27 protein-coding genes and 1 pseudogene are annotated in these 26700 nt (G+C 62.1%); 21 read left to right on the top strand and 7 right to left on the bottom strand.

The window, feature by feature from the left end; translation table 11 throughout:
- Nucleotides 1-32: 32 nt before the first annotated feature.
- Both NTD84_RS08330 and olsB read right to left on the bottom strand, forming a co-directional pair.
- Nucleotides 33-824: a lysophospholipid acyltransferase family protein gene (locus tag NTD84_RS08330; protein ID WP_262164669.1), complete on the bottom strand. Its 792-nt coding sequence runs from the start codon at nucleotides 822-824 to the stop codon at nucleotides 33-35.
- Entirely contained in the window at nucleotides 824-1579 is a 756-nt protein-coding gene (olsB, locus tag NTD84_RS08325) for an L-ornithine N(alpha)-acyltransferase (protein ID WP_262164668.1), read from the bottom strand. Before olsB ends, NTD84_RS08330 begins: the two co-directional genes overlap by 1 nt.
- A 155-nt stretch (nucleotides 1580-1734) precedes the next feature.
- On the opposite strand from olsB, the gene NTD84_RS08320 reads away from it, so the two are divergent.
- From NTD84_RS08320 to NTD84_RS08300, 5 genes are all read left to right on the top strand, one after another.
- Complete coding sequence (locus NTD84_RS08320) at nucleotides 1735-2613, top strand: acyl-CoA dehydrogenase family protein (RefSeq protein ID WP_262164667.1); 879 nt, start codon at nucleotides 1735-1737, stop codon at nucleotides 2611-2613.
- A gap of 227 nt (nucleotides 2614-2840) precedes the next feature.
- Nucleotides 2841-3935, top strand: coding sequence for a serine hydrolase domain-containing protein (locus tag NTD84_RS08315; protein WP_262164666.1), 1095 nt, complete (start codon nucleotides 2841-2843; stop codon nucleotides 3933-3935).
- Nucleotides 3932-4261, top strand: coding sequence for an amidase (locus tag NTD84_RS08310; RefSeq protein WP_262164665.1), 330 nt, complete (start codon nucleotides 3932-3934; stop codon nucleotides 4259-4261). Before NTD84_RS08315 ends, NTD84_RS08310 begins: the two co-directional genes overlap by 4 nt.
- A 160-nt stretch (nucleotides 4262-4421) precedes the next feature.
- On the top strand, nucleotides 4422-5012 hold the full coding sequence (locus NTD84_RS08305; RefSeq protein WP_262164664.1) for a YceI family protein: 591 nt from the start codon (nucleotides 4422-4424) through the stop codon (nucleotides 5010-5012).
- Nucleotide 5013: 1 nt separating this feature from the next.
- Entirely contained in the window at nucleotides 5014-6171 is a 1158-nt protein-coding gene (locus NTD84_RS08300; RefSeq protein WP_262164663.1) for a phospholipase D-like domain-containing protein, read from the top strand.
- Nucleotides 6172-6309: 138 nt separating this feature from the next.
- Here NTD84_RS08300 and bglX read toward each other — a convergent pair whose 3' ends face one another.
- Nucleotides 6310-8601: a beta-glucosidase BglX gene (gene bglX, locus NTD84_RS08295; protein ID WP_262164662.1), complete on the bottom strand. Its 2292-nt coding sequence runs from the start codon at nucleotides 8599-8601 to the stop codon at nucleotides 6310-6312.
- A gap of 241 nt (nucleotides 8602-8842) precedes the next feature.
- Here bglX and NTD84_RS08290 point away from each other — a divergent pair, with 241 nt between their 5' ends.
- The 4 genes from NTD84_RS08290 (at nucleotide 8843) to NTD84_RS08275 (ending at nucleotide 12335) form a co-directional block, all read left to right on the top strand.
- Entirely contained in the window at nucleotides 8843-9451 is a 609-nt protein-coding gene (locus NTD84_RS08290) for a LemA family protein (RefSeq protein ID WP_262164661.1), read from the top strand.
- A gap of 34 nt (nucleotides 9452-9485) precedes the next feature.
- The gene (locus NTD84_RS08285; RefSeq protein ID WP_262164660.1) at nucleotides 9486-10244 is read left to right on the top strand and encodes a TPM domain-containing protein; all 759 of its coding nucleotides are present in this window, start codon (nucleotides 9486-9488) and stop codon (nucleotides 10242-10244) included.
- Between the two features lie 43 nt (nucleotides 10245-10287).
- The gene (locus NTD84_RS08280; protein WP_262164659.1) at nucleotides 10288-10905 is read left to right on the top strand and encodes a TPM domain-containing protein; all 618 of its coding nucleotides are present in this window, start codon (nucleotides 10288-10290) and stop codon (nucleotides 10903-10905) included.
- Nucleotides 10906-11117: 212 nt separating this feature from the next.
- Nucleotides 11118-12335: a class I SAM-dependent methyltransferase gene (locus NTD84_RS08275; protein ID WP_262164658.1), complete on the top strand. Its 1218-nt coding sequence runs from the start codon at nucleotides 11118-11120 to the stop codon at nucleotides 12333-12335.
- A gap of 112 nt (nucleotides 12336-12447) precedes the next feature.
- On the opposite strand, the gene NTD84_RS08270 is transcribed toward NTD84_RS08275, so the two are convergent.
- A complete protein-coding gene (locus tag NTD84_RS08270; RefSeq protein WP_262164657.1) occupies nucleotides 12448-13338 on the bottom strand; it encodes a DMT family transporter in 891 nt (296 codons plus the stop codon).
- A gap of 267 nt (nucleotides 13339-13605) precedes the next feature.
- On the opposite strand from NTD84_RS08270, the gene NTD84_RS08265 reads away from it, so the two are divergent.
- Together NTD84_RS08265 and NTD84_RS08260 are read left to right on the top strand one after the other, a co-directional pair.
- Entirely contained in the window at nucleotides 13606-14187 is a 582-nt protein-coding gene (locus NTD84_RS08265; protein WP_262164656.1) for a DJ-1/PfpI family protein, read from the top strand.
- Between the two features lie 13 nt (nucleotides 14188-14200).
- A complete protein-coding gene (locus NTD84_RS08260; RefSeq protein WP_262164655.1) occupies nucleotides 14201-14506 on the top strand; it encodes a ribbon-helix-helix domain-containing protein in 306 nt (101 codons plus the stop codon).
- A 121-nt stretch (nucleotides 14507-14627) separates the two neighbouring features.
- Here NTD84_RS08260 and NTD84_RS08255 read toward each other — a convergent pair whose 3' ends face one another.
- On the bottom strand, nucleotides 14628-15647 hold the full coding sequence (locus NTD84_RS08255) for a DUF4917 family protein (protein WP_262164654.1): 1020 nt from the start codon (nucleotides 15645-15647) through the stop codon (nucleotides 14628-14630).
- Between the two features lie 157 nt (nucleotides 15648-15804).
- On the opposite strand from NTD84_RS08255, the gene yiaY reads away from it, so the two are divergent.
- From yiaY to NTD84_RS08210, 9 genes and pseudogenes are all read left to right on the top strand, one after another.
- On the top strand, nucleotides 15805-16953 hold the full coding sequence (gene yiaY / locus NTD84_RS08250) for an L-threonine dehydrogenase (protein ID WP_262164653.1): 1149 nt from the start codon (nucleotides 15805-15807) through the stop codon (nucleotides 16951-16953).
- 70 nt (nucleotides 16954-17023) lie between these two features.
- Nucleotides 17024-17932, top strand: coding sequence for a LysR family transcriptional regulator (locus NTD84_RS08245; RefSeq protein ID WP_262164671.1), 909 nt, complete (start codon nucleotides 17024-17026; stop codon nucleotides 17930-17932).
- Between the two features lie 228 nt (nucleotides 17933-18160).
- Nucleotides 18161-19354: a CaiB/BaiF CoA transferase family protein gene (locus NTD84_RS08240; RefSeq protein WP_262164652.1), complete on the top strand. Its 1194-nt coding sequence runs from the start codon at nucleotides 18161-18163 to the stop codon at nucleotides 19352-19354.
- On the top strand, nucleotides 19351-20277 hold the full coding sequence (locus tag NTD84_RS08235) for a hydroxymethylglutaryl-CoA lyase (protein ID WP_262164651.1): 927 nt from the start codon (nucleotides 19351-19353) through the stop codon (nucleotides 20275-20277). The genes NTD84_RS08240 and NTD84_RS08235 overlap by 4 nt, the downstream gene beginning before the upstream one ends.
- A gap of 185 nt (nucleotides 20278-20462) precedes the next feature.
- Complete coding sequence (locus NTD84_RS08230) at nucleotides 20463-21794, top strand: MFS transporter (protein ID WP_262164650.1); 1332 nt, start codon at nucleotides 20463-20465, stop codon at nucleotides 21792-21794.
- A gap of 204 nt (nucleotides 21795-21998) precedes the next feature.
- A pseudogene (locus NTD84_RS08225) lies at nucleotides 21999-22091 on the top strand (LysE family translocator); the annotation flags it as partial.
- 87 nt (nucleotides 22092-22178) lie between these two features.
- Nucleotides 22179-23528 carry a bifunctional diguanylate cyclase/phosphodiesterase gene (locus NTD84_RS08220; RefSeq protein ID WP_262164649.1) on the top strand — a complete coding sequence of 450 codons (1350 nt, stop codon included), beginning with the start codon at nucleotides 22179-22181 and terminating at the stop codon, nucleotides 23526-23528.
- A 116-nt stretch (nucleotides 23529-23644) separates the two neighbouring features.
- Nucleotides 23645-23803, top strand: a complete 159-nt coding sequence (locus tag NTD84_RS08215) for a KGG domain-containing protein (RefSeq protein WP_080995118.1) — start codon at nucleotides 23645-23647, stop codon at nucleotides 23801-23803.
- A gap of 74 nt (nucleotides 23804-23877) precedes the next feature.
- A complete protein-coding gene (locus NTD84_RS08210; RefSeq protein WP_262164648.1) occupies nucleotides 23878-24381 on the top strand; it encodes a DUF4142 domain-containing protein in 504 nt (167 codons plus the stop codon).
- Nucleotides 24382-24438: 57 nt separating this feature from the next.
- Here the strand turns inward: NTD84_RS08210 and NTD84_RS08205 are convergent, their stop codons facing one another.
- Complete coding sequence (locus NTD84_RS08205) at nucleotides 24439-24849, bottom strand: low affinity iron permease family protein (protein WP_262164647.1); 411 nt, start codon at nucleotides 24847-24849, stop codon at nucleotides 24439-24441.
- A gap of 230 nt (nucleotides 24850-25079) precedes the next feature.
- Between NTD84_RS08205 and tam the strand changes: the two genes are divergently transcribed.
- Nucleotides 25080-25850 (top strand): trans-aconitate 2-methyltransferase, encoded by a 771-nt coding sequence (gene tam / locus NTD84_RS08200; protein ID WP_262164646.1) that lies wholly within the window; start codon nucleotides 25080-25082, stop codon nucleotides 25848-25850.
- 296 nt (nucleotides 25851-26146) lie between these two features.
- Here tam and NTD84_RS08195 read toward each other — a convergent pair whose 3' ends face one another.
- The gene (locus tag NTD84_RS08195; protein WP_262164645.1) at nucleotides 26147-26413 is read right to left on the bottom strand and encodes a short-chain dehydrogenase; all 267 of its coding nucleotides are present in this window, start codon (nucleotides 26411-26413) and stop codon (nucleotides 26147-26149) included.
- Nucleotides 26414-26700: the final 287 nt, after the last annotated feature.

Below are 26700 nucleotides of genomic sequence, written 5' to 3'. Positions count from 1 at the left end.
ACAGGGTGTTGCATGTGTTCAGCTCCAGTGTTTCAGGCCGCAATCGCGGGGCGCATCGGCACCTGCTGTTTCCCCGGAACCGCCCCAAACAACGCCTTCTGCACCGCCTGCTGCGCGTCAAACGCCAGCGCCGCACGCTCGCGACCTTCGCAGGCAATCGGTTTGAGCAGATGAATCTCCACCTCGCCCCGGTCATTGGCAAACAAGCGCATCAAGTGCGAGAGCAAATCATCATCACCAATGAACGGCGCCAGCGCATCCACTTCGCCCTCGCGCAGATAACGTATCGCCACCGGTTGCAGCTTCACCTCGGAATCAATCGCCGCGGACAACAGGCGGCCATGGAAGGTGCGCAACGAGCGGCCATCGGTGGTGGTGCCTTCCGGGAACATCAGCAGCGGATGGGCCTGCTCCAGATGGCGGGTCATCTGCTTGCGGATCAACTGGCTGTCGCCCGAGCCGCGGCGGATAAACAGGCTGCCAGCCTTCGCCGCCAACCAGCCCGCCACCGGCCAGGTGCGCACCTCGGCCTTGGACAGGAACGACATCGGCGTGAGCATGCCCAGCAGCGGGATGTCGGTCCATGACACATGGTTGCTGACCCAGAGCATCGATTCCTTTGGCAACTCACCGTGCACGGTCACGCGAAAGGGCAGGGCATTCGCCAGGCGCGCCATGAAAAAGCGCGACCAGCGCTGACGGCGGACCATCGAATGGGCGATGCCCAGGCGCTCGAACACACCGAAGACGCTGGCCATGCTCAACCCCAGCGCCACCACCACCAACACCCGCGCAATCCGCGCGTACACCCGCAGGCGGCTCATCACACCGCCGCCTTGAAGTGCCTGGCGTAACGCGGGCAGAGTTCGTCGCGTTTGAGCAGGATGAACACGTCGGCCACCTGGAAATCTTCGTCCCAGCACGGCTCGCCACAGATCTTCGCGCCGAGGCGCATGTAGGCTTTCAACAGCGGCGGCATTTCGGCGATGACGTTGTTAGGGATATCCAGCACAGGCAGCGGATTTTTCGGTTCGGCGCGCAGGTGTTCGGTGCACAGGTAACGTTCGCGCAGACGCTGCATGATCGCGTGGGCCTGGATACCGCCGTCCTGCATCGGGATGCTCGCGCAACCCATCAAATAGCTATAGCCGCCCTGGTTCAGCACTTCGGCCAGTTCACCCCAGAGCACGGCGATGGTGCCGCCGTTGCGGTAGGCCGGGTCGACGCAGGTGCGGCCGATTTCGAGGATCGGGCCTTCGAGGTGGACCAGGCCGTGCAGGCTGAATTCTTCTTCGCTGTAGAACTTGCCCAGGCTGCTGGCAGCCGTGTGATCGAGCAAACGGGTGGTCGCCACCAGACGCCCGGTGTTCAGGTCGCGCACGCCGATGTGGGCGCAGTGAACGTCATAGTCATCCATGTCCAGACCCAGCTCCGCGCCTTTGAGCTTGGCGTTGAATTCGCCACTGAACACGTTGAAGCGCAAGGCCTGAGCTTCCTGCAGGGCCTCGGCACCCACCAGGCGTTCGGCTTGCAGACGGCGTTCGTTGGCGGTGTCGCTGATGCGGGCGATCTGAGTCATGGCGAATCTCCGTGCGGGCTGCTCACCCGTCTTTGGGTTACAGCGGATCGACTTTCTTTATCCAGCCTTGTTGTGCAAAGTCAGGCTATGTAGCCCCGGTGTCATCGCCATGAAGCTTTGGTGATGCTTATATGACAGCCCTCGAGGAGCCTCTTATGCCCTGGCAAACCCTGTTGAATCGCCGCGATCGCTTGCCTGCCCATCCTGACCTGGCGGAGGGGTTCGCGACCTTGCTGCATCAGTTGGGGACGGTCACGCCGTTCGAGCTGGCGGTGGCCGGCGGACGTCTGATGGCGACCCCGGGACTGGCGTTTCTGGTGGGCTATCAGGCCGCGTTGCGCATGCTCTGGCCGAGTGCGCCGCTGAGCCTCGGCGCGTTGTGCGCAACCGAGCAGCGCAGCCTGCGAGTGGCGGACATGCAGACCCGCCTGAGCGACCTGCGCTTGAGCGGGCGCAAGGATTTCGTCACCGCCGGCGATGCGGCGGTCTGGCTGCTGGTCGCCGCCCGCAGTGAAGAGCCCGGCGCCGATCCGCGCCTGAACCTGGCCGTGGTCTATCCCGGCGAACCGGGGGTGCGGGTGGAAAAGCTCCCGGCGATCCCGTTGATGCCGGACATCAGCCACGGCCGGCTGGTGCTGGAAAACGCGCTGTGCGAATTGCTCGCGGGGGATGGCTGGGAGGCGTACGTCAAACCGTTCCGCACCCTTGAAGACACCTATGTGCTGAGCGCCATGACCGCGTGGTTGTATGGCGTCGGCCGGGACAACGATTGGCCGCAGGCCTTGCAGCTGCGTCTGCTGGCGTTGCTGGCCGGCTGCGCCGAAGTCAGTCGCCAAGCGCCGAACAATCCGGCGGGGCATGTGTTGCTGGGCGGGTTGTTTGCGCAGTTTGACGGGTTGCAGGGTGAGGTGAATCAGGCGCTGGCGGACGGGCCGCCACCGTGGGCGGCGATGTGGCAGCGGGATCAGGGGGTGATGTCGTTGGCGGCGGTGGCCAGGGAAAAGCGGTTGGCCAAGGCGTTGGCGGTGTCTTGACTGACCACTTCGCGAGCCCCGCTCCCGCAGGGATATCCAGTGAACACACATTGTGTAAACAACTCAAAACCTGTGGGAGCTGGCCTGCCAGCGATGGCGATGGGTCAGTCAACATCACGGTGCACGATTCGACTTGCTCGCGAAGACGCCTTCGAAGGCACTCCCCATCCCTCAACTGTCATCAACCTCGGCTAGGCTCAGCAGGTTAATCCTCTTGAGCCCCCGCCATGTTCAAAGGCTTGTCCCTGCTGTTCATCCTGCTGCTGAGCCCCACGGCCCACGCCGAAAACTGGCCTGCCGAGCAATGGTCGACCGGTCCGACCCTCACCGGGCCGGCACTCGAGGCGCTTGAGGCGTACGCCTTTCCAACCCGCGACGACAGCACCCGCAAAGGCATCCGCACCGACGCCTTGCTGGTGATCCGCGATGGCCAGTTGATCTACGAACGCTACGCCGGCCCGACCACCGCCGACACGCCGCACCTGACCTGGTCCATCAGCAAGAGCCTCATGGCCGCCGTCCTCGGCGTGGCCTACGGCGAAGGGCTGTTCAAGCTTGAGGACCCCGCATCGAAATTCTATCCCGCACTGCAAAAACACCCGGCGATCACCCTGGCCGACCTGCTGCACTGGGCCTCGGGCCTGGACTGGCAGGAGGACTACGAATACGCCCCGCTGAAATCCTCAGTGGTGGCGATGCTCTACACCCGCGGTCATCACGACATGGCCGCGTTCACCGCCGACCACGCCGAGTACGCGAAACCCGGCGAGGCCTTCCGCTATTCCAGCGGTGACAGCAACCTGTTGGCCGCCGCGCTGAAAAACATCGTCGGTCCGGCACGCTATCCGGACTACCCATGGAACGCGCTGTTCGAACCATTGGGCATTCGTCACGCCGTCTGGGAAACCGACGCCACGGGCACCTTTGTCGCCTCGTCCTACGCCTACCTCACGGCGCGGGACCTGGCGCGGGTCGGCCTGTTGATGGCCCGCGACGGTCGCTGGGGCGAGTGGCAACTGTTGCCCAAAGACTGGGTCGCCTTTAACCGCCAACCGTTCGACCGCTACAAAGCCCATCAGGATGAAGCGGTGCCGGGCGGTCAATGGTGGCTCAATCGCGCCGCGGATGGCGCGGCGCGGCCCTGGCCTGATGCTCCGGCTGACACCTTCGCCGCCCTCGGCCATTGGGGCCAGGCGATGTATGTGATCCCCAGCGAACGCCTGGTTATCGTGCGCTACGGCGATGATCGCGACGGGAGCTATCGGCATAACGAATTGCTCAAACTCGCACGCCAGGCATTCGCCGGGGCGGTACAGCCATGAATCGCCGCCGTTTCGTTCGTCGCCGCCCGTTCAGCACGCTGGGGTTGCTCCTGCTGATCGCCGTGCTCGGCTGGATCTGGCAGGAGCGGGTGGCGCTGTGGGCGTTCCCGGACATCATCAGCGCCTACACCGCCAAGGAATATTGCTCGTGTCGCTACGTGATGAACAACGACACCCAGTATTGCCAAGGCTATGTGAAGCAGTGGTTGCCCTTCAGCGCTTTTGTCGACGACCCCGCCGGCAAACGCGTGACGGTCAGCGGCATGGGCCGCAGCAACAGCGCGCAATGGATCGGCGAGCATCAAGGCTGCCGCCTGAACCTCTGAACGGCTGCTCGTTGTGGGAACCTGCTTGCCGGCGATGGAGATCTGGCGGGCGCCATCGCCAGCAAGTGGGCGCGTCCAGGTGCAGCGTTTGATGTTCACGGTTTGCAATGCGCTCGCGGGCGGTTAAGGTTCGTGCAGGTTTATCTGCCCACGAGTCTCTATGTTCAAGCGGCCCCTCTCGAAAACCCTCGCCTTCTTGCTGCTGGCCGGTGCCACGCTGTCAGCCCAGGCCAATTGGTACCTGGACGGCGAGTCTTCGCGGCTGTCGTTCGTCAGCACAAAAAACGCCAACATCTCCGAAGTGCAGCGCTTTCTGGTGTTGCACGGCAAGGTCAGTCCCGAGGGCCTGGCCGAGGTGGAAGTCGAACTGGAGTCGGTGAACAGCGGCATCCCCTTGCGTGATGAGCGCATGCGCAAGGAACTGTTCGACATCAAGACCTTCCCCGAAGCGTTGATCACCGCGCAGATCGATCTGCGTCCGATCAACGACCTGGCCCCCGGCGCGCAGCTCGAATTGCGGTTGCCGGTGTCCGTCAATCTCCACGGCAAGCAACACGCATACAACGCCGAGCTGCTGGCGACGCGGCTGGATGATCGGCGCTTCCAGGTGGTGACGCTCGAGCCATTGGTGATCAACGCGGCGGATTTCGATCTGGCGCCGGGGCTGGAAAATTTGCGCAAGGTCGCCGGTTTGTCGGCGATCAGTCTGTCGGTACCGGTGGGTGCGGTACTGATCTTCACGGCACGCTGACATGGCCGGCGCGATTTTTCCCTGGCGTGAAGGCAACCGTTTCGAACTGCTGATCGACGGTCCGCAGTTCTTTCCACGAATGCTGGTGGCGATTGCGCGCGCCGAGGAGCAAGTCGAACTGGAGCTGTATCTGGTGGAGGCGGGCGCGTGTGCCGAAGCCATGGTTCAGGCGCTGGTCCAGGCGGCCGAGCGCGGCGTGCGGGTGCGTTGCCTGTTCGACGATTACGGCAGCCTCGCGTTTACCCTGACCTTGCGCCAGCGCCTGACGGCGGCGGGGGTGGAGCTGCGTTTCTACAATCGCCTGAGCTGGCGGCGCTGGGTCGGCAACTTCTATCGCGATCACCGCAAACTGCTGTTGGTCGATCAAAGCCTGGCGGTGGTCGGTGGCACCGGTGTTACCGATGAGTTCTGGATGCCGAATGAAGACACCAGCGAATGGCACGAAGTGATGGTGGAAATCACCGGGCCGCTGGTGATCGACTGGCAGTTGCTGTTCGACCGCCAATGGATCGCCAACCGCCATCGCCGCGCCTGGAAACCCGCCTCGCATTTCGGCCTGCCGCGACTGCCGCGCGTGCCGTCCACCGGAGAGGGCATGGGCCGGGTGGCGTATGCCGACGCCCGTCAGCACCGGGATATTCTGCAATCGCTGGTTCGCGCACTGAACAGCGGGCAGAAGCGCATCTGGCTGGCCACTCCGTATTTCCTGCCGACCTGGAAAGTCCGCCGCTCACTGCGCAGGGCAGCCAGTCGAGGCGTCGATGTGCGCCTGCTACTCACCGGCCCGCGCACCGATCACCCGTCGGTGCGCTACGCCGGGCATCGCTACTACCCGCGACTGCTCAAGGCCGGGGTGCAGATTTTCGAATACCAGCCGTGTTTCCTGCACCTGAAAATGGTGTTGGTCGATGACTGGGTGAGCATTGGCTCGTGCAACTTCGATCACTGGAATTTGCGCTTTAACCTGGAAGCCAACCTTGAAGCGCTGGACCCCGGATTGACCCGGGCGGTGGTGGCGAGTTTCGAGCGGGATTTTGCCTTGAGCCAGGAAGTGAGCCTGGAAGCCTGGCAGCGGCGGCCGCTGTGGCGGCGGGTCAAACAGCGGATATGGGGCTGGGTGGATCGGGTGGTGGTGAATCTGCTGGATCGCCGGGGCTGAACGCAGATTCCGAAAACACTGGGATCAAATGTGGGAGCGGGCTTGCTCGCGAAGAGACCGTGTCAGTCAACGATGATGTCGACTGACAGTCCGCTTTCGCGAGCAAGCCCGCTCCCACAGGTTTTTGTGGCGTATGGATTAAAGCAACTCAAAACTCTGCTGCGTCACATCCTGGGAATCCAGGCCGATCTGCACGTTGAATTTGCCCGGTTCTGCCGCGTATTTGAGCTGGGCGTTGAAGAACTTCAGGTCATCCTCGGTGATGGTGAAGTGCACGACTTTCTGTTCGCCGGCCTTGAGCAAGATTTTCTGGAAGTTCTTCAGTTCCTTGACCGGGCGGATCATCGAACCGGTGACGTCCTGGATGTACAGCTGCACCACGGTTTCGCCGTCACGCTTGCCGGTGTTTTTCACCATGACACTGGCATCGAGCTTGCCGGTCTTGTTCAGCGTGGTCGATGACAGGGCCATGTCGCTCAGGCTGAAATCGGTGTAGCTCAGGCCGAAACCGAACGGGAACAGGGGACCGGTGGTGTCATCGAAATACTGCGAGGTGTAGTTGCCCGGTTTGCCCGGCGTGAATGGCCGGCCAATGCTCAGGTGGTTGTAGTACGTCGGAATCTGGCCCACCGAACGCGGGAAGGTGATCGGCAGTTTGCCCGACGGGTTGTAGTCGCCGAACAGCACGTCGGCGATGGCGTTGCCGCCTTCGGTGCCGCTGAACCAGGTTTCCAGAATCGCGTCGGCCTGATCCTTCTCTTCGAGAATCGACAGCGGACGGCCATTCATCAACACCAGCACCAGCGGTTTGCCGGTGGCTTTCAGCGCCTTGATCAGCTCGCGCTGGTTGGCCGGGATGTTCAGGTCGGTACGGCTCGACGATTCGTGGGACATGCCACGGGACTCGCCCACGGCCGCCACGATCACATCGGCATCCTTGGCGGCTTTCACGGCTTCGTCGATCAGCACATCGGCGGGACGCGGGTCATCCACCACTTCCGGTGCATCGAAGTTGAGGAAGTTCAGGTAATCGAGGGCCTTCTTGTCGCTGGTAATGTTGGCGCCACGGGCGTAGATCAACGTGGCCTTGTCGGCGACTGCGGCGTTCATGCCGTCGAACAGGGTCACCGATTGCGCCGGTTTGCCGGCGGCGGCCCAGCTACCCATCATGTCGATCGGTGCTTTGGCCAGGGGGCCGACCAGGACGATTTTTGCGGTTTTCTTCAGCGGCAGGGTTTCGTTCTGGTTCTTCAGCAATACCAGGCTGCGGCGCGCGACCTCGCGGGCCTCGGCGCGGTGCAGGCGGCTCTCGGCGTAGGTGTCTGCCGGATCATCCTCGGCCTTGCCGATGCGCAGGTACGGGTCCTTGAACAGGCCCATGTCGTACTTGGCGGCGAGCACTTCACGCACGGCGTTGTCGATGTCCTTCTGTTCGATCTCGCCGGCTTTCAACAGCCCTGGCAGCTCTTTGCCGTAGAGGGTGTCGTTCATGCTCATGTCGATGCCGGCCTTGATCGCCAGCTTCGCGGCTTCGCGACCGTCCGCGGCGACGCCGTGCTTGATCAGTTCGAAGATCGCCCCGTGGTCGCTGACCGCGAGGCCTTTGAAGCCCCATTCCTTGCGCAACAGGTCGTTCATCAGCCAGGTGTTGGCGGTGGCCGGCACGCCGTTGATCGAGTTCAGCGCCACCATCACGCTGCCGGCACCGGCGTCGATCGCCGCGCGGTACGGTGGCAGGTAATCCTGGTACATCTTGACCGGGCTCATGTCGACGACGTTGTAGTCGCGACCGCCCTCGACCGCGCCGTACAAGGCGAAGTGCTTGACGCTGGCCATGATGCTGTCGGCCGCGTTGGCGCCAGTGCCCTGGAAAGCCCTGACCATGACGCCGGCGATGCGCGACACCAGATAAGTGTCTTCACCGAAGCCTTCGGACGTGCGGCCCCAGCGCGGGTCGCGGGAGATGTCGACCATCGGCGCGAAGGTGATGTCGAGGCTGTCCGCCGCGGCTTCCTTGGCGGCAATGCGCCCGGACAGGCCGATGGCGTCCATGTCCCAGCTCGAGGCCAGGGCGATCGGGATCGGGAAAATTGTGCGGTGGCCGTGGATCACGTCATAGGCGAAGAACATCGGGATCTTCAACCGGCTGCGCATGGCCGCGTCCTGCATCGGACGGTTTTCCGGGCGGGTGATCGAGTTGAACGTGCCACCGATGTTGCCCGCGGCGATTTCCTTGCGGATCAGCTCCCGGGGCATCTCCGGGCCGATGCTGATCAGGCGCAACTGGCCGATTTTTTCATCGAGGGTCATTTGCTTCATCAGGTTGCTGATGAAGGCGTCCTTGTTCTCCAGGGGTGCGGGCGTCGTGGCGGCCAGTACGTGATGACTGGCCAGGCTGACGAACAGTCCCAGCAAACACAGCTTCTTCATGAATTGTTTTCTCAAGGGCCCAAGCGGCAGTGAATACGCACCGGTCGGCCAAAATTTAGGGAGCGACTATTGTTGTTCAGGTAAATGCAGCACACTTCGGCAGTGTTTTTTCTGCGCTGGGGGCATCTTTTAGCCCATTGGCTCGATGCAATCCAGTGGCGGCGGCAGATTATGCCCCAAGAGTTCGCTCGGAAGGTCGCTGGTGGTTTTTCAACGGAATGTGCAAGGGAGCGTCAAATCAATGAATGTACGACACCACACTCGGTCAGGCCTGCAGGTCGCCGCCTTGATACTGCTGACCACGTTGCTGGCCGGTTGCGGCATCAACACCATTCCCACCCTCGACGAGCAGGCCAAGGCGGCCTGGGGCCAGGTGCAGAACCAGTACCAGCGCCGCGCCGACCTGATCCCCAACCTGGTGGAAACCGTCAAGGGTTACGCCAAGCACGAAGAGGAAACCCTGACCGCGGTGATCGAAGCCCGGGCCAAGGCGACCTCGATCCAGGTGGACGCCAGCACCCTGGACAACCCCGAGAAACTCAAGCAGTTCCAGCAGGCGCAGGACCAGTTGACCGGCGCGTTGAGCCGTTTGATGGTGGTCTCCGAACGCTATCCGGACCTCAAGGCCAACCAGAATTTCCTGGCGTTGCAGTCGCAGCTGGAAGGCACCGAGAACCGCATCGCTGTGGCGCGTCGTGACTTCATCCTCGCGGTGCAGAAATACAACACCGAAATCCGCACCTTCCCGGGACGCTTGTGGCACACCGTGATGTACAGCGATTTGCCGATTCGTGAGACCTTCGAAGCCACCACGCCGGATGCCGATAAAGCACCGCAAGTGAAGTTCTGATCGGTCCGAAGCATCACCACGGATGAGGTTGCCAATGCGCGTGTTGAAAGCTGGCCTGGTGCTGTTGCTCTGGGTGTTCGCCCTGACGGCCCAGGCCGAACTGAAATTTCCGGCGCTGACCGGGCGGGTGGTGGACAACGCCCAGATGATCGAGCCGTCGGTGCGCGAGCAGTTGACGCAGCAACTCGCCGCCCATGAAAAAGCCACCGGCGAGCAGTTGGTGGTGGTGACGTTGCCGGACTTGCAGGGCGCCGAGATTGCCGATTTCGGTTATCAGCTCGGACGCCATTGGGGCATCGGCCAGAAGGACAAGAACAACGGCGCGCTGTTGATCGTCGCGCGCGATGAGCGCAAGTTGCGGATCGAGGTCGGTTACGGCCTGGAAGATCGCCTGACCGATGCGCAAAGTTCGGTGATTATCAATCAGGTGATCACCCCGGCGTTCAAGACCGGCAACTTCAGCAAGGGCATCAGCGACGGCGTCGCGGCGATGCTGGTGGTGCTGGGCGGCAACCCGCTGGATGAGCCGTCGACCATCTACGCGTCGGGCGGTGATCAGGAAGCCGATTTCGTTTCCCGACACCCGGGCATTTTCGTGTTTCTGGTGATGCTGTTCATCCTGACGATTTTTGTACTGCAGATGCTCGGCATCCTGCCCGCCGGGCGCGGTGGATCGGGCGGCTCCAGTGGCGGATTTGGCGGCGGTGGCGGTTTTGGTGGCGGCGGTGGAGGCGGGGGCTTCAGCGGCGGCGGTGGCAGTTTCGGCGGCGGCGGTTCGTCGGGCGGCTGGTGATGACGCGGCACTCAACAACAATGGCAGGCGGGCATTTTTAGACATGGCATTACTGACTGAACACGAACAACGCAAAGTCGCCGAGGCCATCGCCCGGGTCGAGCGCGATACCGACGCCGAACTGGTGACGGTACTCGCGGCCCGCGCCGACGACTATGCGTACATCCCGCTGCTCTGGGCCAGTCTGCTGGCGCTGGTGGTGCCGGGTGTCGTGCATTACCTGACCGGTTGGCTGACCCTGCACAGTTTGTTGCTGGTGCAATGGGGCACGTTCATTGTGTTGTGCCTGCTGTTTCGCATTCCGGCAATCACCACGCACCTGATCCCGCGCTCGGTGCGCCATTGGCGCGCCTCGAACCTGGCGCGCCGACAGTTTCTCGAGCAAAACCTGCACCACACCGTCGGCAGCACCGGCGTGCTGATTTTCGTCTGCGAGGCCGAGCGTTACGTGGAAATCCTGGTGGATGAGGGCATTTCCAAACGCCTGGACAACAAGAACTGGGAAGGGATTGTCGCGGCGTTCACCCAGCAGGTGAAGCAGGGGCAGACGTTGCAGGGCTTTGTGACGTGCGTCGAGGCCTGCGGCGAGTTGCTCAAGGTGCACGTCCCGGTCACCCACGTGCGCAACGAACTCCCCAATCGCCTGGTCATCCTGGGCTGAACCCGGCCCAGCTCTGGATCCCCTGTGGGAGCGGGCTCGCTCGCGAAGGCGGTGTTGCATTCACATCGATGTCGACTGACACGATGCCTTCGCGAGCAAGCCCGCTCCCACAGGGAATGTGCACCGTTCGTAAATTACTGCGTGTCCTGAACGGCCGCGCCCCCTAAAATACCCGCCATTCCCGATTCGCCCCGCCCGAGGCCGCTTTTTCCATGTCTGTCACCGCCACTCCCGCCAGCCTCGCGCCGGATCACCACGCCCAGTTCATCGACCTGCTGCAAACCAGCCTCGACGCCAACGCTTTCATCAAACTGGTGCTGGCCAAGTACGTCGGCAGTGAAGCGGAGCTGCAACGGCTGATCATCAAGCAACTGACGGTCAAGGATCAGCCTTGCCTGTCCTTCGTCTACCGCTACAAGACCCGTGACATCACCAAGAACCTGCCGCTGGCCGAAGGCGTGGCGACCATCGCCGCATTGTTGCCGGCCTCGTTCAAAAATGCGCATTTGCTGGCCCTGACCGACGAAGCCCAGCTCGAATACAGCAAAAAGGGCAAGTCTTCGCTGTTCAAGAGCAAACCTCAGCAATTGCGTGAACTGCCGTCCGCCGAGCACAACCGCGAGAAAAACCGCTTCCTCGACCTCAGCCGGCCGTTCCTCGCCGACCTCGGCGTGACGAACAGCAAGCATGAGCTGATCCCGGCGATGTCGCGCAAGTGGAAGCAGATCAACAAGTTCATCGAAGTCTTCAGCCATGCGCTGACCACCTCGCCACTGGCACTGGACAAACCGGTGCGGGTCGCGGACTTCGGTTCGGGCAAGGGTTACCTGACGTTCGCGATTCACGATTACCTGCGCAACACCCTGAACGCGCAAGGCGAGGTCACCGGCGTCGAGCTGCGCGAAGAAATGGTCAGCCTGTGCAATGCCGCCGCGGCGAAGCTGGACCATCCGGGCCTGGTGTTCAAGTGCGGCGACGTGCGTAGCGTGGCGCCGAGCGAGCTGGACGTGATGATCGCGCTGCACGCCTGCGACATCGCCACCGACTATGCGATCCACACCGGCATTCGTTCCGGTGCGTCGATCATCATGTGTTCGCCGTGCTGCCACAAACAGATCCGCCTGCAAATCCAGAGCCCGGCGCTGCTCAAGCCGATGCTGCAATACGGTCTGCACCTGGGCCAGCAAGCGGAAATGGTCACCGACAGTTTGCGTGCGCTGTTCCTGGAAGCCTGCGGTTACGAGACCAAGGTCTTCGAGTTCATCTCACTGGACCACACCAACAAGAACAAGATGATCCTGGCGGTGAAACGCGCCGAGCCGGTGGACCCGGCCCAGTTGCTGGCGAAGATCGAGGAACTGAAAGCGTTCTACCACATCACCGAACACTGCCTCGAAACCCTGCTGCGCGCCGATGGCCATTTGAGTTGACCCTGTAGGAGCGAGCTGGCTCGCGAGGGTCGTCAACGATTACGCTGGCTGTCTGACACCCCGCGGTGTCTGTGGCTCCATCGCGAGTGAACTCGCTCCTACAGACGTCAGGTTACGCGGTAGCCACCCGCGCAGGCTGGACCGCAGTCTTGCGTCCCAACATCACCGTCACAATCACCCCACCCGCAAACAACCACGTAATCGGCTCGATGTGTTCACCGAAGAACAACGCCGAAAACGCGATGGTGAAAAAGATCTGCAGCAACTGGATCTGACTGACCCGGGCAATGCCGCCCATCGCCAACCCGGCGTACCAGGCAAAGAAACCAATGAACTGCGAGAACAGCGACACATAGCCAAACGCCCACCAGGTTTTGGCGGAGATCTCGCCCTGATGTTGCAGCGCCAGGTACAGCACCGGTCCGATCAGCAGCGGCGTCGACAGCACCAGCGCCCAGCAGATCACCTGCCAGCCGCCCATCTCCTTGGCCAACCGGCCACCTTCGGCGTACCCCAGACCGCCGACGGCAATCGCCCCGAGCATCAGCAAGTCACCGGCCTGAATGCTGCCAGCACCGCTGATCAGTGCATAACCCAGCACCAGCGCACTGCCCAGCGCGGCGCAAGCCCAGAAAGCTTTCGACGGTCGTTCATGGGACAACCACGCGGCATACAGTGCCACGCACAGCGGTTGAAGGCCGTTGACCAATGCACCGTGGGACGCCGGCAAGGTTTGCATGGCCCACGCCGACAGCACCGGAAAACCGAGGATCACCCCGGCGATCACCAGGCTCAGGCCTTTGACCTGTTTCCAGGTCGGCCACTTTTCCCGTTGCCAGAGCAACAGCAACGCCGCCGGAACCGCCGCGACCAGCGCGCGGCCGAGGCCGTTGAGCAGTGGATGGAGTTCCTGCACGACGATCCGCGTGAAGGGCAGGGTGAGGCTGAAGATCACAACGCCGAGCAGGCCGAGGGCCATGCCGGTGTTTTCGCGCGAGGACATGATGGCAACCAGAGTCAAAGGTGGCGGGAAGAGTGTTCATCTAGCCATAAACAGGGGGTTTGCCGCTGTTACAGCTGGGCGCAGAGTTATCCGTACAGTTGCTGCAGTTCGTGGGTCGGCCGCGTTAACACCACAGGACCTGTAGGCGCGAGGCCTGCCCGCGAAGAACGGTATCGCGGTCCGTCAGGTAGTAGCAGGTTATTACCCGACCCCTCGGATAAGGACTACTTTGAATATTCCGATGCATTCCCCCCGAGGAGTCCTCCCATGGCTGCCAAGAAAATCCTGATGCTGGTCGGCGATTACGTCGAAGACTATGAAGTGATGGTGCCGTTCCAGGCCCTGCTGATGGTCGGGCACACGGTGCACGCCGTGTGCCCGGACAAGTCCGCCGGCCAGACCGTGCGCACCGCGATCCATGACTTCGAAGGCGACCAGACCTACAGCGAAAAACCCGGCCACCTGTTCGCCCTGAACTTCGATTTCGCCAAGGTCGCCGAAGCCGACTACGACGCGCTGCTGATCCCCGGCGGCCGGGCGCCGGAATACCTGCGCCTCAACGACAACGTCCTGCAATTGGTGCGCGCCTTCGACAAGGCCGGCAAGCCGATCGCCGCCGTGTGTCACGGAGCGCAGTTGCTGGCCGCCGCGGGGATTCTCGAAGGCCGCGAGTGCAGCGCCTACCCGGCCTGCGCCCCGGAAGTGCGCCTGGCGGGCGGCACGTTCATCGACATCCCGGTGACGGAAGGTCACGTTCAAGGCAATCTGGCCACTGCCCCGGCCTGGCCGGCACACCCGAGCTGGCTCGCCGGCTTCCTCGGGTTGCTGGGCACCAAAATCACGCTGTAACGAGGACGTCCCGATGTGCGAGCTCTACGTCAAAGCCGATCCGATTCTCTACGAATCGCGTTCCCGCTCGCTGCGCATCAGCGGGGTGGTCACGACCCTGCGCCTGGAAAATCAGTTCTGGGACATCCTCAGCGAGATCGCTGAGGTCGACGGCATGACCACCAACCAGTTGATCGCCAAGCTGTATGAAGAGGTCATGGACTATCGCGGTGAGGTGGTGAATTTCGCCTCGTTTCTGCGGGTGAGTTGCATGCGGTATCTGAGCCAGCGGCGGGTGGCGGCGCCGGCGTTGTCGATGGTTCGGGCAGCGGTGAAATAGCGCAGGCCGCATCGCCAGCAAGCCGGCTCCTACAGTGTTTTGCGGTGTACACGTCTTTTGTGGTCACCGATCAAACCTGTGGGGGCGAGCCTGCTCGCGAAAGCGTCAACGCGCGTCGCCGCTAAACCTCAACCGGAACCGTGAGCTTCGGACTCCCCAGCGCATGCGTCTTCGAATCAAAAAACCGCAGCTCTGATCCGCTGCCCTCAAAGACCTTCGCGTAATGCCGCTTCTGATGCTGGATAAACGCCTTGCTGCGCGGATAGATCGAGATCGCCAGCACCTTCGGCTGCGCCTGGCGCAACGCATGAATGATGTGATTGTCCTGCTCGCCCAACGCATGCCCGAAAACGCACAACCCCTCGCCATGACCCAGTAACTGCTCATAGCAGAACGACAGATAATCCGAGCTGCGAATGGTCTTGAGCTTGTCCGCGCTCGGCCCTTCGTTCACGAACAGCGGCACGTCATCCAGCGTCTTGATAGTGTTGTTGATCGCAAAACTGCCGAGCAACGTGCCCTCGGTCGACATCAGCTTGCGCGCCGTGCCGTCCTGGTTGCGCACCAGGTGCAGACCGCCATGCAGGTACAGCAAACGGGTTTTGCCGGTGGCCGTGGCGCTCAGGTCAAAGCCTGGCTCGGCGCCCAGGAATAGATCGGTGATCGCGTCCGGCCGATGCTGGATCGCCCAGTAGTTGAGCAAGTCGTAGTTGGTGGTGAACACCGTCTGATAGCGCGCCAGCTCCTGATTGATGGTCGCCAGCGTCGCCGGCACCACCAGTCGCCACGGGATATGCACGGCGTGCACGGTGTTGATCAGCGCTTCCTTGATCGCGTAGTAGCGATTGCGCGGTGCGGCGGAGCTGACGGCCAGGGCCTTGTTCACGCGACTGGTGGTTTTCAGCGCGCCCAGCACTTGTTCGAAGCTGCGTGTCTGCATCGCGTCGAACACACTGAGTTCGGACGGGCTCAGGGGCTTTTCTTCGACGGTGCGGGCGTTCTCGAACAGCGAGTCATAGCCAAAATCGTCCCACACCGCGCGGCTGGCGCCGTTACCCACCAGCAAGCCGCTGATCGAGGTGGTGGCGCGCAACGCGTTCCAGTCTTCAAGTTGGGCATCGACATCCTGGAAATCGGTCATTGCGGTGGTCGTCTCAAAAGCAAATGGTCGGATGGGCGGCGACTTTATCACGCCCGGCACTTGAGCCAGATCAAGTTAACGCCTGGCAGATGGGGCGATCCTGTGGGCATCCGCCGGATCGAACAGCGATACGGCGCTCAGACCTGGAGATTCGCGCATGAGCAGCACGTTTTTCATCCCCGCCGTGAACATCATGGGCACCGGTTGCCTCGACGACGCCATGGACGCCATTCGCAAGTATGGCTTTCGCAAGGCGTTGATCGTCACGGACACCGGGCTGGCCAAGGCCGGTGTGGCGGCGATGATCGCCGAGAAGCTGGTATTGCAAGGCATCGATTCGGTGATCTTCGACGGCGCCAAGCCGAACCCGAGCATTGCCAACGTCGAGAGCGGCCTGGGCCTGCTCAAGGAAAGTGCCTGTGATTTCGTGGTGTCGCTGGGCGGTGGCTCGCCCCACGATTGCGCCAAGGGCATCGCCCTGTGCGCGACCAACGGCGGGCAGATCGGCGATTACGAAGGCGTTGATCGGTCCAGCAAGCCGCAACTGCCGCTGATCGCCATCAACACCACCGCCGGCACCGCCAGCGAGATGACTCGTTTCCGCATCATCACTGACGAGTCGCGGCACGTAAAAATGGCCATCGTCGACCGCAACGTCACGCCGCTGCTGTCGGTCAACGACCCGGCGCTGATGGTCGCCATGCCCAAAGGCCTGACCGCCGCCACCGGCATGGACGCACTGACCCACGCCATCGAAGCCTATGTGTCCACGGCCGCCAACCCGATCACCGATGCCTGCGCGCTGAAAGCGATCACCCTGATCAGCAGCAACCTGCGCCTGGCCGTGCACGACGGGGCTGATGCGGCCGCGCGGGAAAACATGGCCTACGCGCAATTCCTCGCTGGCATGGCTTTCAACAACGCGTCCCTCGGCTACGTGCACGCCATGGCCCACCAGCTGGGCGGTTTCTACGACTTGCCCCATGGCGTGTGCAACGCCGTGCTGCTGCCCCACGTACAAAGCTTCAACGCCATGGTCTGTGCGCCTCGCCTCACCGACGTCGCCCACGCCATGGGTGCCGACATCCGCGGGTTTAGCCCCGAAGAGGGCGCCCAGGCCGCCATCGCCGCCATCCGCAGCCTGGCCAGGGACGTGGACATTCCCGCCGGCCTGCGCGAACTCGGCGCCCGCCTCAACGACATCCCGACCCTCGCCACCAACGCCCTGAAAGACGCCTGTGGCGTAACCAATCCACGGGCGGCGGATCAGCGGCAGATCGAGGAGATTTTTCGTAGCGCGTTTTGACGGTGACACGGTTCGGGTGCAAACGACGTTATGCTGCGTCTTCGCCCGAGCCGACATCGCCGAGTCCCAGATGCTGCAAAAAAGCCTGATCCGCCGCCTCGACCTCATCACCCTTCAGCTGTTCGTCGCCGTTCACGAGGAAGGCACGCTCACCCGTGCTGCGACCCGCGAAGCGATTGCGGTGTCGGCGGCGAGCAAGCGGTTGATGGAGCTGGAGGAGGCGTTGGGCATCAGTCTGTTTGTGCGCAATGCCAAGGGCATGACGCTGACGCCGGCGGGTGAAACGCTGTTGCACCACGCTCGGCAGATGCTGTTCAACGTCGAGAAAATGGGCCTGGAGCTGGGCGAACACAGCCACGGTGTTCGCGGCTATGTGCGGATGCTCGCCAATCTGTCGGCGATCATTCAGTTTCTGCCGGAAGACCTGCGGGACTTTTCCGAGCGTCATCCGCAGGTCAAAACCGACCTCGAGGAACGTCCCAGCAGCGGGGTGATTCAAGGGGTGCTGGATGGCGTGGCCGACCTCGGGATCTGTTCCAGCGACAGCGACGTCAAAGGGCTGCACAGCGTGCTGTATCGCCGGGACAAACTGGTGGTGCTGATGCTGCCCGATCATCCATTGGCCAACCGCTCCAGCCTGGCGTTCGCCGATACGCTGGACAGCGACTACGTCGGCCTGCACGCCGCCAGTTCCATCAACATGCGCACCCACGCCGCCGCGCGTCAGGCCGGCAAGGTGTTGCGCTTGCGGATTCATGTGCCGGGGTTCGATGCGATGTGCCGGATGGTCCAGGCCAACATGGGCATCGGCATTCTGCCGCAGAAGGCTTACGAATTGTTTGGTCGGGCGCTGGGGCTGCATGCAGTGCCATTGATCGATAAATGGTCGGATCGGGCATTGATTCTGGTGGTGCGCGATCAGGCGGCGTTGTCGCCGGTGAGTCGGATGTTGTTTGAGCAATTGCGCAGTGCGGTCTGATCGTTCTCGATTTGAAGGGACGGCCCCTTCGCGAGCAAGCCCGCTCCCACAGTGGAGCGCAATCGAATGTGGGAGCGAGCCTGCTCGCGAAGGCGGCCCTGAGGTTGCGAAAATTCCTACGCCTAGCGTTCGCGTTTGACGAACGCTCGTTGCCAACTGACGGTTGGATTCCAGTCCCCTCGCTCCTCTAGCCTTGACGCCTATTCCAAGAACAAGAGGTACCCCGCGATGACGGCCCCCCTGAGTGCAATCAAAGTGATCGAGATCGGCACCCTGATCGCCGCGCCGTTTGCCGCCCGCATGCTGGCGGAGTTCGGCGCCGAGGTGATCAAGATCGAAGCCATGGGCCAGGGCGATCCCCTGCGCAAATGGCGAAAGCTGCACGAGGGCACCTCGCTGTGGTGGTACTTGCAATCGCGTAACAAGAAGTCCCTGGCGCTGAACCTGAAGTCCCCGGAAGGCATTGAACTGGTCAAGCAACTGGCGACCAGCGCTGACGTGCTGATCGAGAACCTGCGCCCCGGTGCGCTGGAAAAACTCGGTCTGGGCTGGGACGTGCTGCACGCCCTCAACCCGAACCTGACCCTGGTGCGCATTTCCGGTTACGGCCAGACCGGCCCGTACCGCGACCGTCCGGGTTTCGGCGCCATCGGCGAGGCCATGGGCGGGATCCGCTACACCACCGGCAACCCTGGTTCGCCGCCGGCGCGGGTCGGGGTCAGCCTCGGTGATTCGCTGGCGTCGCTGCACGCGGTCATCGGCGCCTTGATGTCGTTGCTGCGGGTCAAGACCGGGCAGGGCGGCGGGCAAGTGGTCGATGTGTCGCTGGCCGAAAGCGTGTTCAACGTCATGGAAAGCCTGGTGCCGGAATACGACATGCTCGGCCACGTGCGTGAGCGCAGCGGCGGGGCATTGCCGGGCATCGCGCCGTCCAACACCTACCTGACGGCCGATGGCGCCTACGTGGTGATTGCCGGTAACAGCGACCCGATCTACAAACGCCTGATGAACGTGGTGGGTCGCAGCGATCTGGCGGACGCGCCGGAGTTTGCCCACAACGACGGACGCGCACTGAAAAGCAATGTGCTCGACGCCGCCATCACCCACTGGACCAGCAGCCTGCCGATCGATGAAGTCCTGGCAGCGCTGGAAGCCGCCGAAGTACCGGCCGGGCGCATCTACTCGGTGGCCGACATCGTCGCCGACCCGCACTATCAGGCGCGGGACATGCTGCTCAGCGCCGACCTGCCCGGCGGCGCCCAAGTGAAGATGCCGGGCATCGTACCCAAACTCTCGGAAACCCCCGGCGGCGTGAACTGGTCGGGGCCGAGCCTGGGCCAGCACACTGACGGGATTCTCGCCGGGCTGGGCCTGACCGGGCTGGACATCGCACGGCTGAAAACTGAAGGGGTGGTGCAATGATCACTGACTTTTCCGAGACCCTGATCGTTCAGGAAGTGTCCCCACGCGACGGCCTGCAGATCGAGCCAACCTGGGTCGAAACCGTGGATAAGATCGCGTTGATCGATCAGCTGTCGCTGGCCGGTTTCAGCCGCATCGAAGCCGGTTCGTTCGTCTCGCCCAAGGCCATTCCGGCTCTGCGCGATGGCGAGTCGGTGTTCAGCGGCATCACCCGGCAACCGGGGGTGATTTACGTCGCGTTGATTCCCAACCTCAAAGGCGCGCAACGAGCGCTGGCGACAAGGGCGGACGAGCTGAATCTGGTGATGTCCGCCAGCCAGACGCACAACCTCGCCAACATGCGCATGCGCTGCGAAGACTCGCTGGCGGCATTCGGTGAAATCGTGCAGTACGTGACCGGTAGCGATGTGCGTTTGAACGGGAGCATCGCCACCACCTTCGGGTGCCCGTTCGAAGGCAGGATCGATGAGGATCGCGTGCTGCACATCGTCGAGGCCTATCAGGCGCTTGGCATTCAGGGCATCACCCTGGCCGACACCACCGGCATGGCCAACCCGCGCCAAGTGGATCGACTGGTGCGGCGGGTGCTGCAACGGGTGGCGCCGGCGGACCTGACCCTGCATTTCCACAACACCCGCGGGCTCGGCTTGTGCAATGTACTGGCCGCGTACGAGGCCGGTGCCCGGCGTTTCGACGCCGCCCTCGGAGGTCTCGGCGGATGTCCGTTCGCACCGGGTGCCTCGGGCAATATCTGCACCGAAGACCTAGTGAACCTGTGCGATGAAATCGGCATCCACACCGGCATCGACCTGCCGCTATTGCTGACACTGTCGCGAGGACTACCCGCGTTGCTCGGTCATGACGTGCCGGGTCAACTGGCCAAGGCCGGACGCAATTGCGACCTGCACCCCACCCCGTCCTGACACACCCTGTACCTGTAGGAGCGAGCACGCTCGCGATGGTGGTCAACGATGACGCTGGCTGCCTGACACCCCGCGGTGTTCTGACGACCATCGCGAACAGGTTCGCTCCTACAGAAAGCCCGAAAACGTACACCAGACAACAAAAACAATCGGACACCCACGGGAAGTCCGCCTGGAGAAGCACTATGAGCCTCAATGTACTGGAGGCGGGCGCGAGCCCGTCCGTCAACCTCGACGAAGAAAAAGCCCTGGTCAGCAAGGTCGCCTGGCGCCTGATGCCGTTGATCATGGTCTGCTACCTGTTCGCGTTCTTCGACCGCATCAACATCAGCTTCGCCAAGTTCCAGCTGCAGGCCGACCTGAGCCTGAGCGACACCGCGTACGGTCTCGGCGCCGGGTTGTTCGTGGTCGGCTACGTGATCTTCGAAGTGCCCAGCAACATGATGCTGTACAAGGTCGGCGCCCGGCGCTGGATCGCGCGGATCATGATGTCCTGGGGCCTGGCAACGGCGCTGATGGTGTTCGTCACCAGCGAATGGCAGTTCTATGTACTGCGCTTCCTGATCGGCGCAATGGAGGCCGGTTTTGCCCCGGGCGTTCTGTATTACCTGACGCTGTGGTTCCCGCAACATTATCGCGGGCGCATCACCTCGATGCTGTTCCTGGCCTCGGCGTTCGCCGGCCTGTTCGGCGCACCGTTCTCCGGGCTGGTGCTGCAGCACCTTGATGGGGTCATGGACATGCGCGGCTGGCACTGGCTGTTCCTGCTCGGCGGCGTGCCCTGCATTGGCCTCGGTTTTCTGGTGCTGACCTTGCTCAAGGACCGCATCGAGGACGCCCATTGGCTGACGCCGTCGGAGAAAACCCTGCTGGCCAGCCGCATCGCCCACCATGAACCGCACAAGAGCGGCGGTTCGTTGCTGGCAGCGCTGCGGATTCCGGGGTTCCTGACGCTGGGGCTGATCTACTTCCTGATCCAGGTGGCGTCCTACGGCTTGAACTTCTGGGCGCCGCAACTGATCCGTAGCGCCGGCACCGAGAGCCCGGTGATGATCGGCCTGCTCACGGCAATCCCGTACATCTGCGGGGCGATCAGCATGGTGGTGATCGGGCGGTTGTCCGACTCGACCGGCGAGCGCCGCAAGTTTGTGGCGGGTTTGGTGGCGGTGGGCGCGCTGGGGTTCTTCTGCGCCGGGATATTCGCTGATCACACGACGTTCCTGATCGTCGCGCTGGGCTTGCTCGGTGCCGGGATCATCGCGTCCATCCCGAGCTTCTGGACCTTGCCGCCGAAACTGTTGGCCGGTGCTGGCGCAGGTGCCGCTGGCGGAATCGCAGTGATCAACACCCTTGGCCAGTTCGGCGGCATCGTCAGCCCGGTCATGGTCGGGCGGATCAAGGACCTGACCGGCAGCACCACGCCGGCGCTGTACGTCATCGGCGTCGCCGCGCTGATCGCCGTCGCCCTATTGATGTGGGGCCTGCCGCAGAAACTGCGCACCCTCGACAAGTACTGATCCACACGTTTCGCAGCAAGCCCGCTCCCACGGTCAGGCGCAAGTCCCCTGCGAGAGCGGGCTTGCTGGCGAAGGCGGCCTGACCAGCACCCTCGAATTGCGATTCGGCATTACGCCTGGCCGTCTACAGCCAGCGACGGCAAGCCTGGTTCTGCGACAATCAGTCAGCCGATTCCCGGTACACCTGATATAGACTTGCGTCCATTGGCGATTGCCCGGTTGTGCGTGATGCTCATCGGTTTCGCCATCAACGCCTTGGTGCATGCCTTGCCGGGGCTGGTGCCGAACAACACTTGAGGCTGATCCCACGGAGGCGTCGGCTGCAACATTACGGGTCAGGGATGGTTTTTTACTGCTGCACTGTTCGGACATGCACTCTGCACCATGGCAACCAGAAATTCCGCGCCGCTGGCGAGTTACATCGATCTACTGCTGGACGCCGTTTGCGCGGTTGATAAACAAGGTCGCTTCGTTTTTGTCAGCGCCGCCTGCGAGCGCATTTTGGGTTACACGCCGGATGAGCTGGTCGGCCGGCCGATGATCGAGCTGGTGCACCCCGGCGATCGCCAGCGCACCCTCGATGCCGCGCGGGACATCATGGGCGGCGAGCCCAAGCTCAACTTCGAAAACCGCTACGTGCGCAAGGATGGCCGCGTGGTGCACATCCTCTGGTCGGCGCGTTGGTCGGAGGTCGATCAACTGCGCATTGCCGTGGCCCGCGACATCACCGAGCGCAAGCAGGCCGAGTCGCGGCAGGCGGCACTGTATGCGATTTCCGAAGCGGCCCACGCGGCGGAAGACTTGCTGGCGCTGTTCAAGCGCATTCACCTGATCATCGGCGAATGGCTGCCGGCGCTGAACTTCTCTGTCGCGCTGTATGACGAGCACTGCGCGCAGCTCAATTTCCCGTATCACGTCGATGACGACGAACAGCAACCCGAACAGCCGGGAACGGTCACTGGGCGGTTGTGTGCCGAAGTGATCCGCAGTGGCCAGCCGATCCTGCTGACCCCGGACCTGGACGACGCCCCGGAAGGGTTTGAGCTATTGGTCGCGGGCCAGCAGTCACCGTGCTGGCTGGGGGTGCCCTTGAACTCGCAGAACGGCACCATTGGCGCGCTGATCGTCAAAAGTGAAGCGGGCGGTGAGCGCTATACCGAGCAAGACAAGGAATTGCTGCAGTTCGTGTGCGCCCAGGTCGCGACCGCCATCGAGCGCAAGCAGCTGCATGCGCGGCTGCAGCGCATGGCCCAGTACGATCAACTGACCCAACTGCCCAATCGCGAATTGCTCCGCGAGCGGCTGAAAGATGCGCTCGCGCGGGCCAGGTCGGAAGGTGGGCGCATGGCGCTGCTGTACGTCGACCTCGACCGCTTCAAGGAAGTCAACGACACCCACGGCCATGCGGTCGGCGACATGCTGCTGCAAGCGGTGGCCAACCGTCTGAAGGGCTGCGTGCGGGAAACCGACACCGTGGCGCGGATCGGCGGCGATGAATTCGTGGTGTTGCTGCACCGTATCCAGGCTGCGGACGACGCTGACGGTGTGGCCGGAAAAATCCGACAGGTTCTGGCGCAGCCATTGCGGCTGGATGGCCACAGCCTGAACATCCACCCAAGCATCGGCGTTGCGCATTACCCCGAACATGGCACGGAAGAAAACCAGCTGTTCCGCCACGCCGACGAGGCCATGTACAGCGCCAAACGTCAAAATCACCTCGACCTCGGGGTCTGAGTACGGTTCGCCGTTCGTCGCATCCCCCCCGATTTTTCTAAACCTTTGTGAGGATCGAAATTCAGATTCTATGCGGGCTCCTGCTCGCCGCGATCATCACCAAGAGGTAGAGAATCATGCCTAACTCAAGAAACTCGAACTCGGGAAATTTCGCCAACGATCGAACCAAGGCGTCTGAAGCCGGTCGCAAAGGTGGGAAAACTACCACCACGACTGTCGATAAAGAGCCTGCGAAACCCGATATGGGCCGTAAAGGTGGTCAGAAATCCAAGTAGTGGTGAAGGTAGTTTTGATTGAGAGGCGGGAGCGAAAGCTCCCGTTTGAATTTTCTTCCGAGGAGGGCGCGACCATGAGCCGGATGGCCACCCGATTACGCAACGCCGGTTTTGCCATGTTACTGGGCCTGTTCGCCAGCAGTGCGTTTGCCCAGTCCACTGCCGAATTCATCAACGATGCCTCGGCCAAAGGCATCGCCGACATCGAAGCCAGTCGCTTGGCGCACCAGAAGTCCGAATCCAAAGAGGTCAAGGACTACACCATCGTCGTCATCAACGACCGCACCACCGCCAACCAGCACTTGGCGAAAATCGCCAAGCAACTGGATCTGCCGGTGGCGCCGCGGGAAGAGGTGGTCGACAAGGCCAAAACTTTGATGCCGGAAGTGAAGGACGGTACGACCTTCGACCAGGCGTACGCCGCCAGCCAGGTGAAAACCACCCAGGAAGCCATCGAACAACTGCAGCGGGAAGCGCAGACCACCGATGTGCCGGAAATCAAGGCCTTCGCTGAGGAAACCCTGCCCAAACTGCAGAACCACCTGCAAATGGCCAAGGCCCTGCAAGCCGGTCGTTAAACGGTGTTCAAAATAAACGGCGCGTGACTCACATCACGCGCCGTTTTTTGTTTCTACTCAACAGTCGTTCAGATCCTGTTTGTGCTTGCTCTGGGTCGCCAGCCCCACCAGCCCATGCACCTCGCTTTCGCCCATGGCACGGTAGTGCTTACGCAAGGCTTCCAATTGCTTGAGGTCGAGTAATTCCAGCCCCAGCATCGCGTTCTGCGCTTCCTTGTTCACCCGAAGCAACTCATCGATTTTCAGGTGCAGGATGTCGGTGTCACGGTTTTGCGTGTTCTGGATCAGGAACACCATCAAGAAGGTGATGATGGTGGTCGAGGTGTTAATGATCAGTTGCCACGTGTCGTTGTAATCAAAAAACGGCCCGCTCAACCCCCACAGACCAATGAGAATCAACGCCCCCATAAACGTCTTGGGACTGCCGGCCCACAAGGCGAGTTTCTGCGAGATTTTTGCGAATTTCATTGCCGTGTTCCTTATTGGGATGCGCTTGAACGTGTGACAGCGCGGGCAGGATGAAAATTCTGCTTACCTTCTTAATAGACCCTGACTGTAGGAGCAAGCTCGCTCCTACAGGGGCTGGCGTCCGTTGATGTTTCTCTCCAAAGGTGGAATAGAGCAGGGCGGGCAGTCGGGGTATCGTAGCGAACCGGTTGTCCGCCTCGCCCACGACAACGCACCGACAGGAGAACGCAATGAGTTGGTCCGCCAAGCAATACGTCGCTTTTGAAGATGAACGCACACGCCCGGCGCGGGATCTGCTCGCGGCGATTCTGCCTGTGGAGGCGCGCTTGGCCATCGACATCGGTTGCGGCCCCGGCAATTCGACCGAGCTGCTGGTGGAGCGCTTCACCCGCGCCACGGTGCGGGGCGTCGACAGTTCCACCGACATGATCGACGCCGCCCGCAAGCGCTTGCCGAACGTGCAGTTCGACACTGTGGATATCGGCACCTGGAACGACAGCGGCCCGTTCGACGTCATCTTCGCCAACGCAGTGCTGCAGTGGCTGCCCGATCACGCGGCCTTGCTGCCATCGCTCGCCGCGCGCCTGACCCAGGGCGGCAGCCTGGCCATTCAAATGCCCGACAACCTCAACGAGCCGTCCCATCGCCTGATGCGCCAAGTCGCGGCGAATGGCCCGTGGGCCAGCAAGTTGGCGGGCGCCGCCGGGCAACGCACGGAAATGGCCAGCGCCAGCGATTACTACTCGATGCTGCGCCCCCACTGCGCGCGAGTCGATGTGTGGCGCACCACCTACCATCATCCGCTGGCGGGCGGTGCGTCGGGCGTGGTCGAGTGGTTCAAGGGCAGCGGTTTGCGGCCGTTTCTCGAACCGCTGGACGACGCGGAAAAAGCGCAGTACCTCAGTCAATACCACGCCGCGATCGAGCAAGCGTATCCGGCGCTGAGCGACGGTTCGGTACTGCTGCCGTTCCCGCGGTTGTTCATCGTCGTGACCCGCTAGCGCAAAAAAAGGGACGGATGACGCTGAACGTCATCGGTCCCTGCGCTTGGCACTCAGGTAGTCGAAAAGAAACGAAGCAAAGCCGAATAACCCGATCATTGAAATGATCATGATCCCCAACTCTGAATTGTCCATGCTGATCTCTGCGTGAAAGGTGAGAGCGCAGGGTAGGGTGTTTTTTGACGGGTTTGGTGCGGCGCTACGGCTTCTTTACTGAGGTGCGGGGCTCTATACGAAAAATATACGTGGGGTGAGAACACACAAAGGGCGCCTTGAAAGGCGCCCCTGTTATTGCACTACTTTTCCGCGTCCATACGTCGCGCAATCACATCCAGCACGTCACAGCCATCGCGCAGCGGAATGGCGCAGAGCAAGGCGAAGTCGCTGAGAATCACCGCGTCGCTGGTGATTTCGCCGCGCATGGCGATGTTTTCCAGAACTTGGGTGACGGCGGCGATTCTGTAGCGGGCGGAGCTGAGGAGGGAATGCAGTGGCTGGGTGGTGTTGACGTAGAACGTGGGGAGGTCGTCGGCGTTGCTGGTTAAAGCCAAGTAGTCATTCATGAGTGATCACCATGTAGGAAGAAGATCCACCACTCAATCGTCGCCAAACAATAGGGTGGTAGCTGTACGCGGGTTGGCGAACCGGGACACGGCAAAACCGGCAGACCCTAAGGTCTCCCACGCACAGCCACCAAAAAAGGAAGCCAGTTGCGTTCAAAAGCGCTCCGAGAAATTCTCGGAGGCTTCTGTACCAGTCTTCGAGTCGCCAAACCCGATACGCCATTTGGGCGTGAACGGACTATAGGCTTCGAGACAAAAACACGGCAATGCGCAAGTGTACGGACAAT

The sequence above is a fragment of the Pseudomonas sp. 14P_8.1_Bac3 genome, assembly GCF_025466085.1.
Lineage (GTDB): Bacteria > Pseudomonadota > Gammaproteobacteria > Pseudomonadales > Pseudomonadaceae > Aquipseudomonas.
This window is presented reverse-complemented; position numbering and strand designations above follow the sequence as displayed.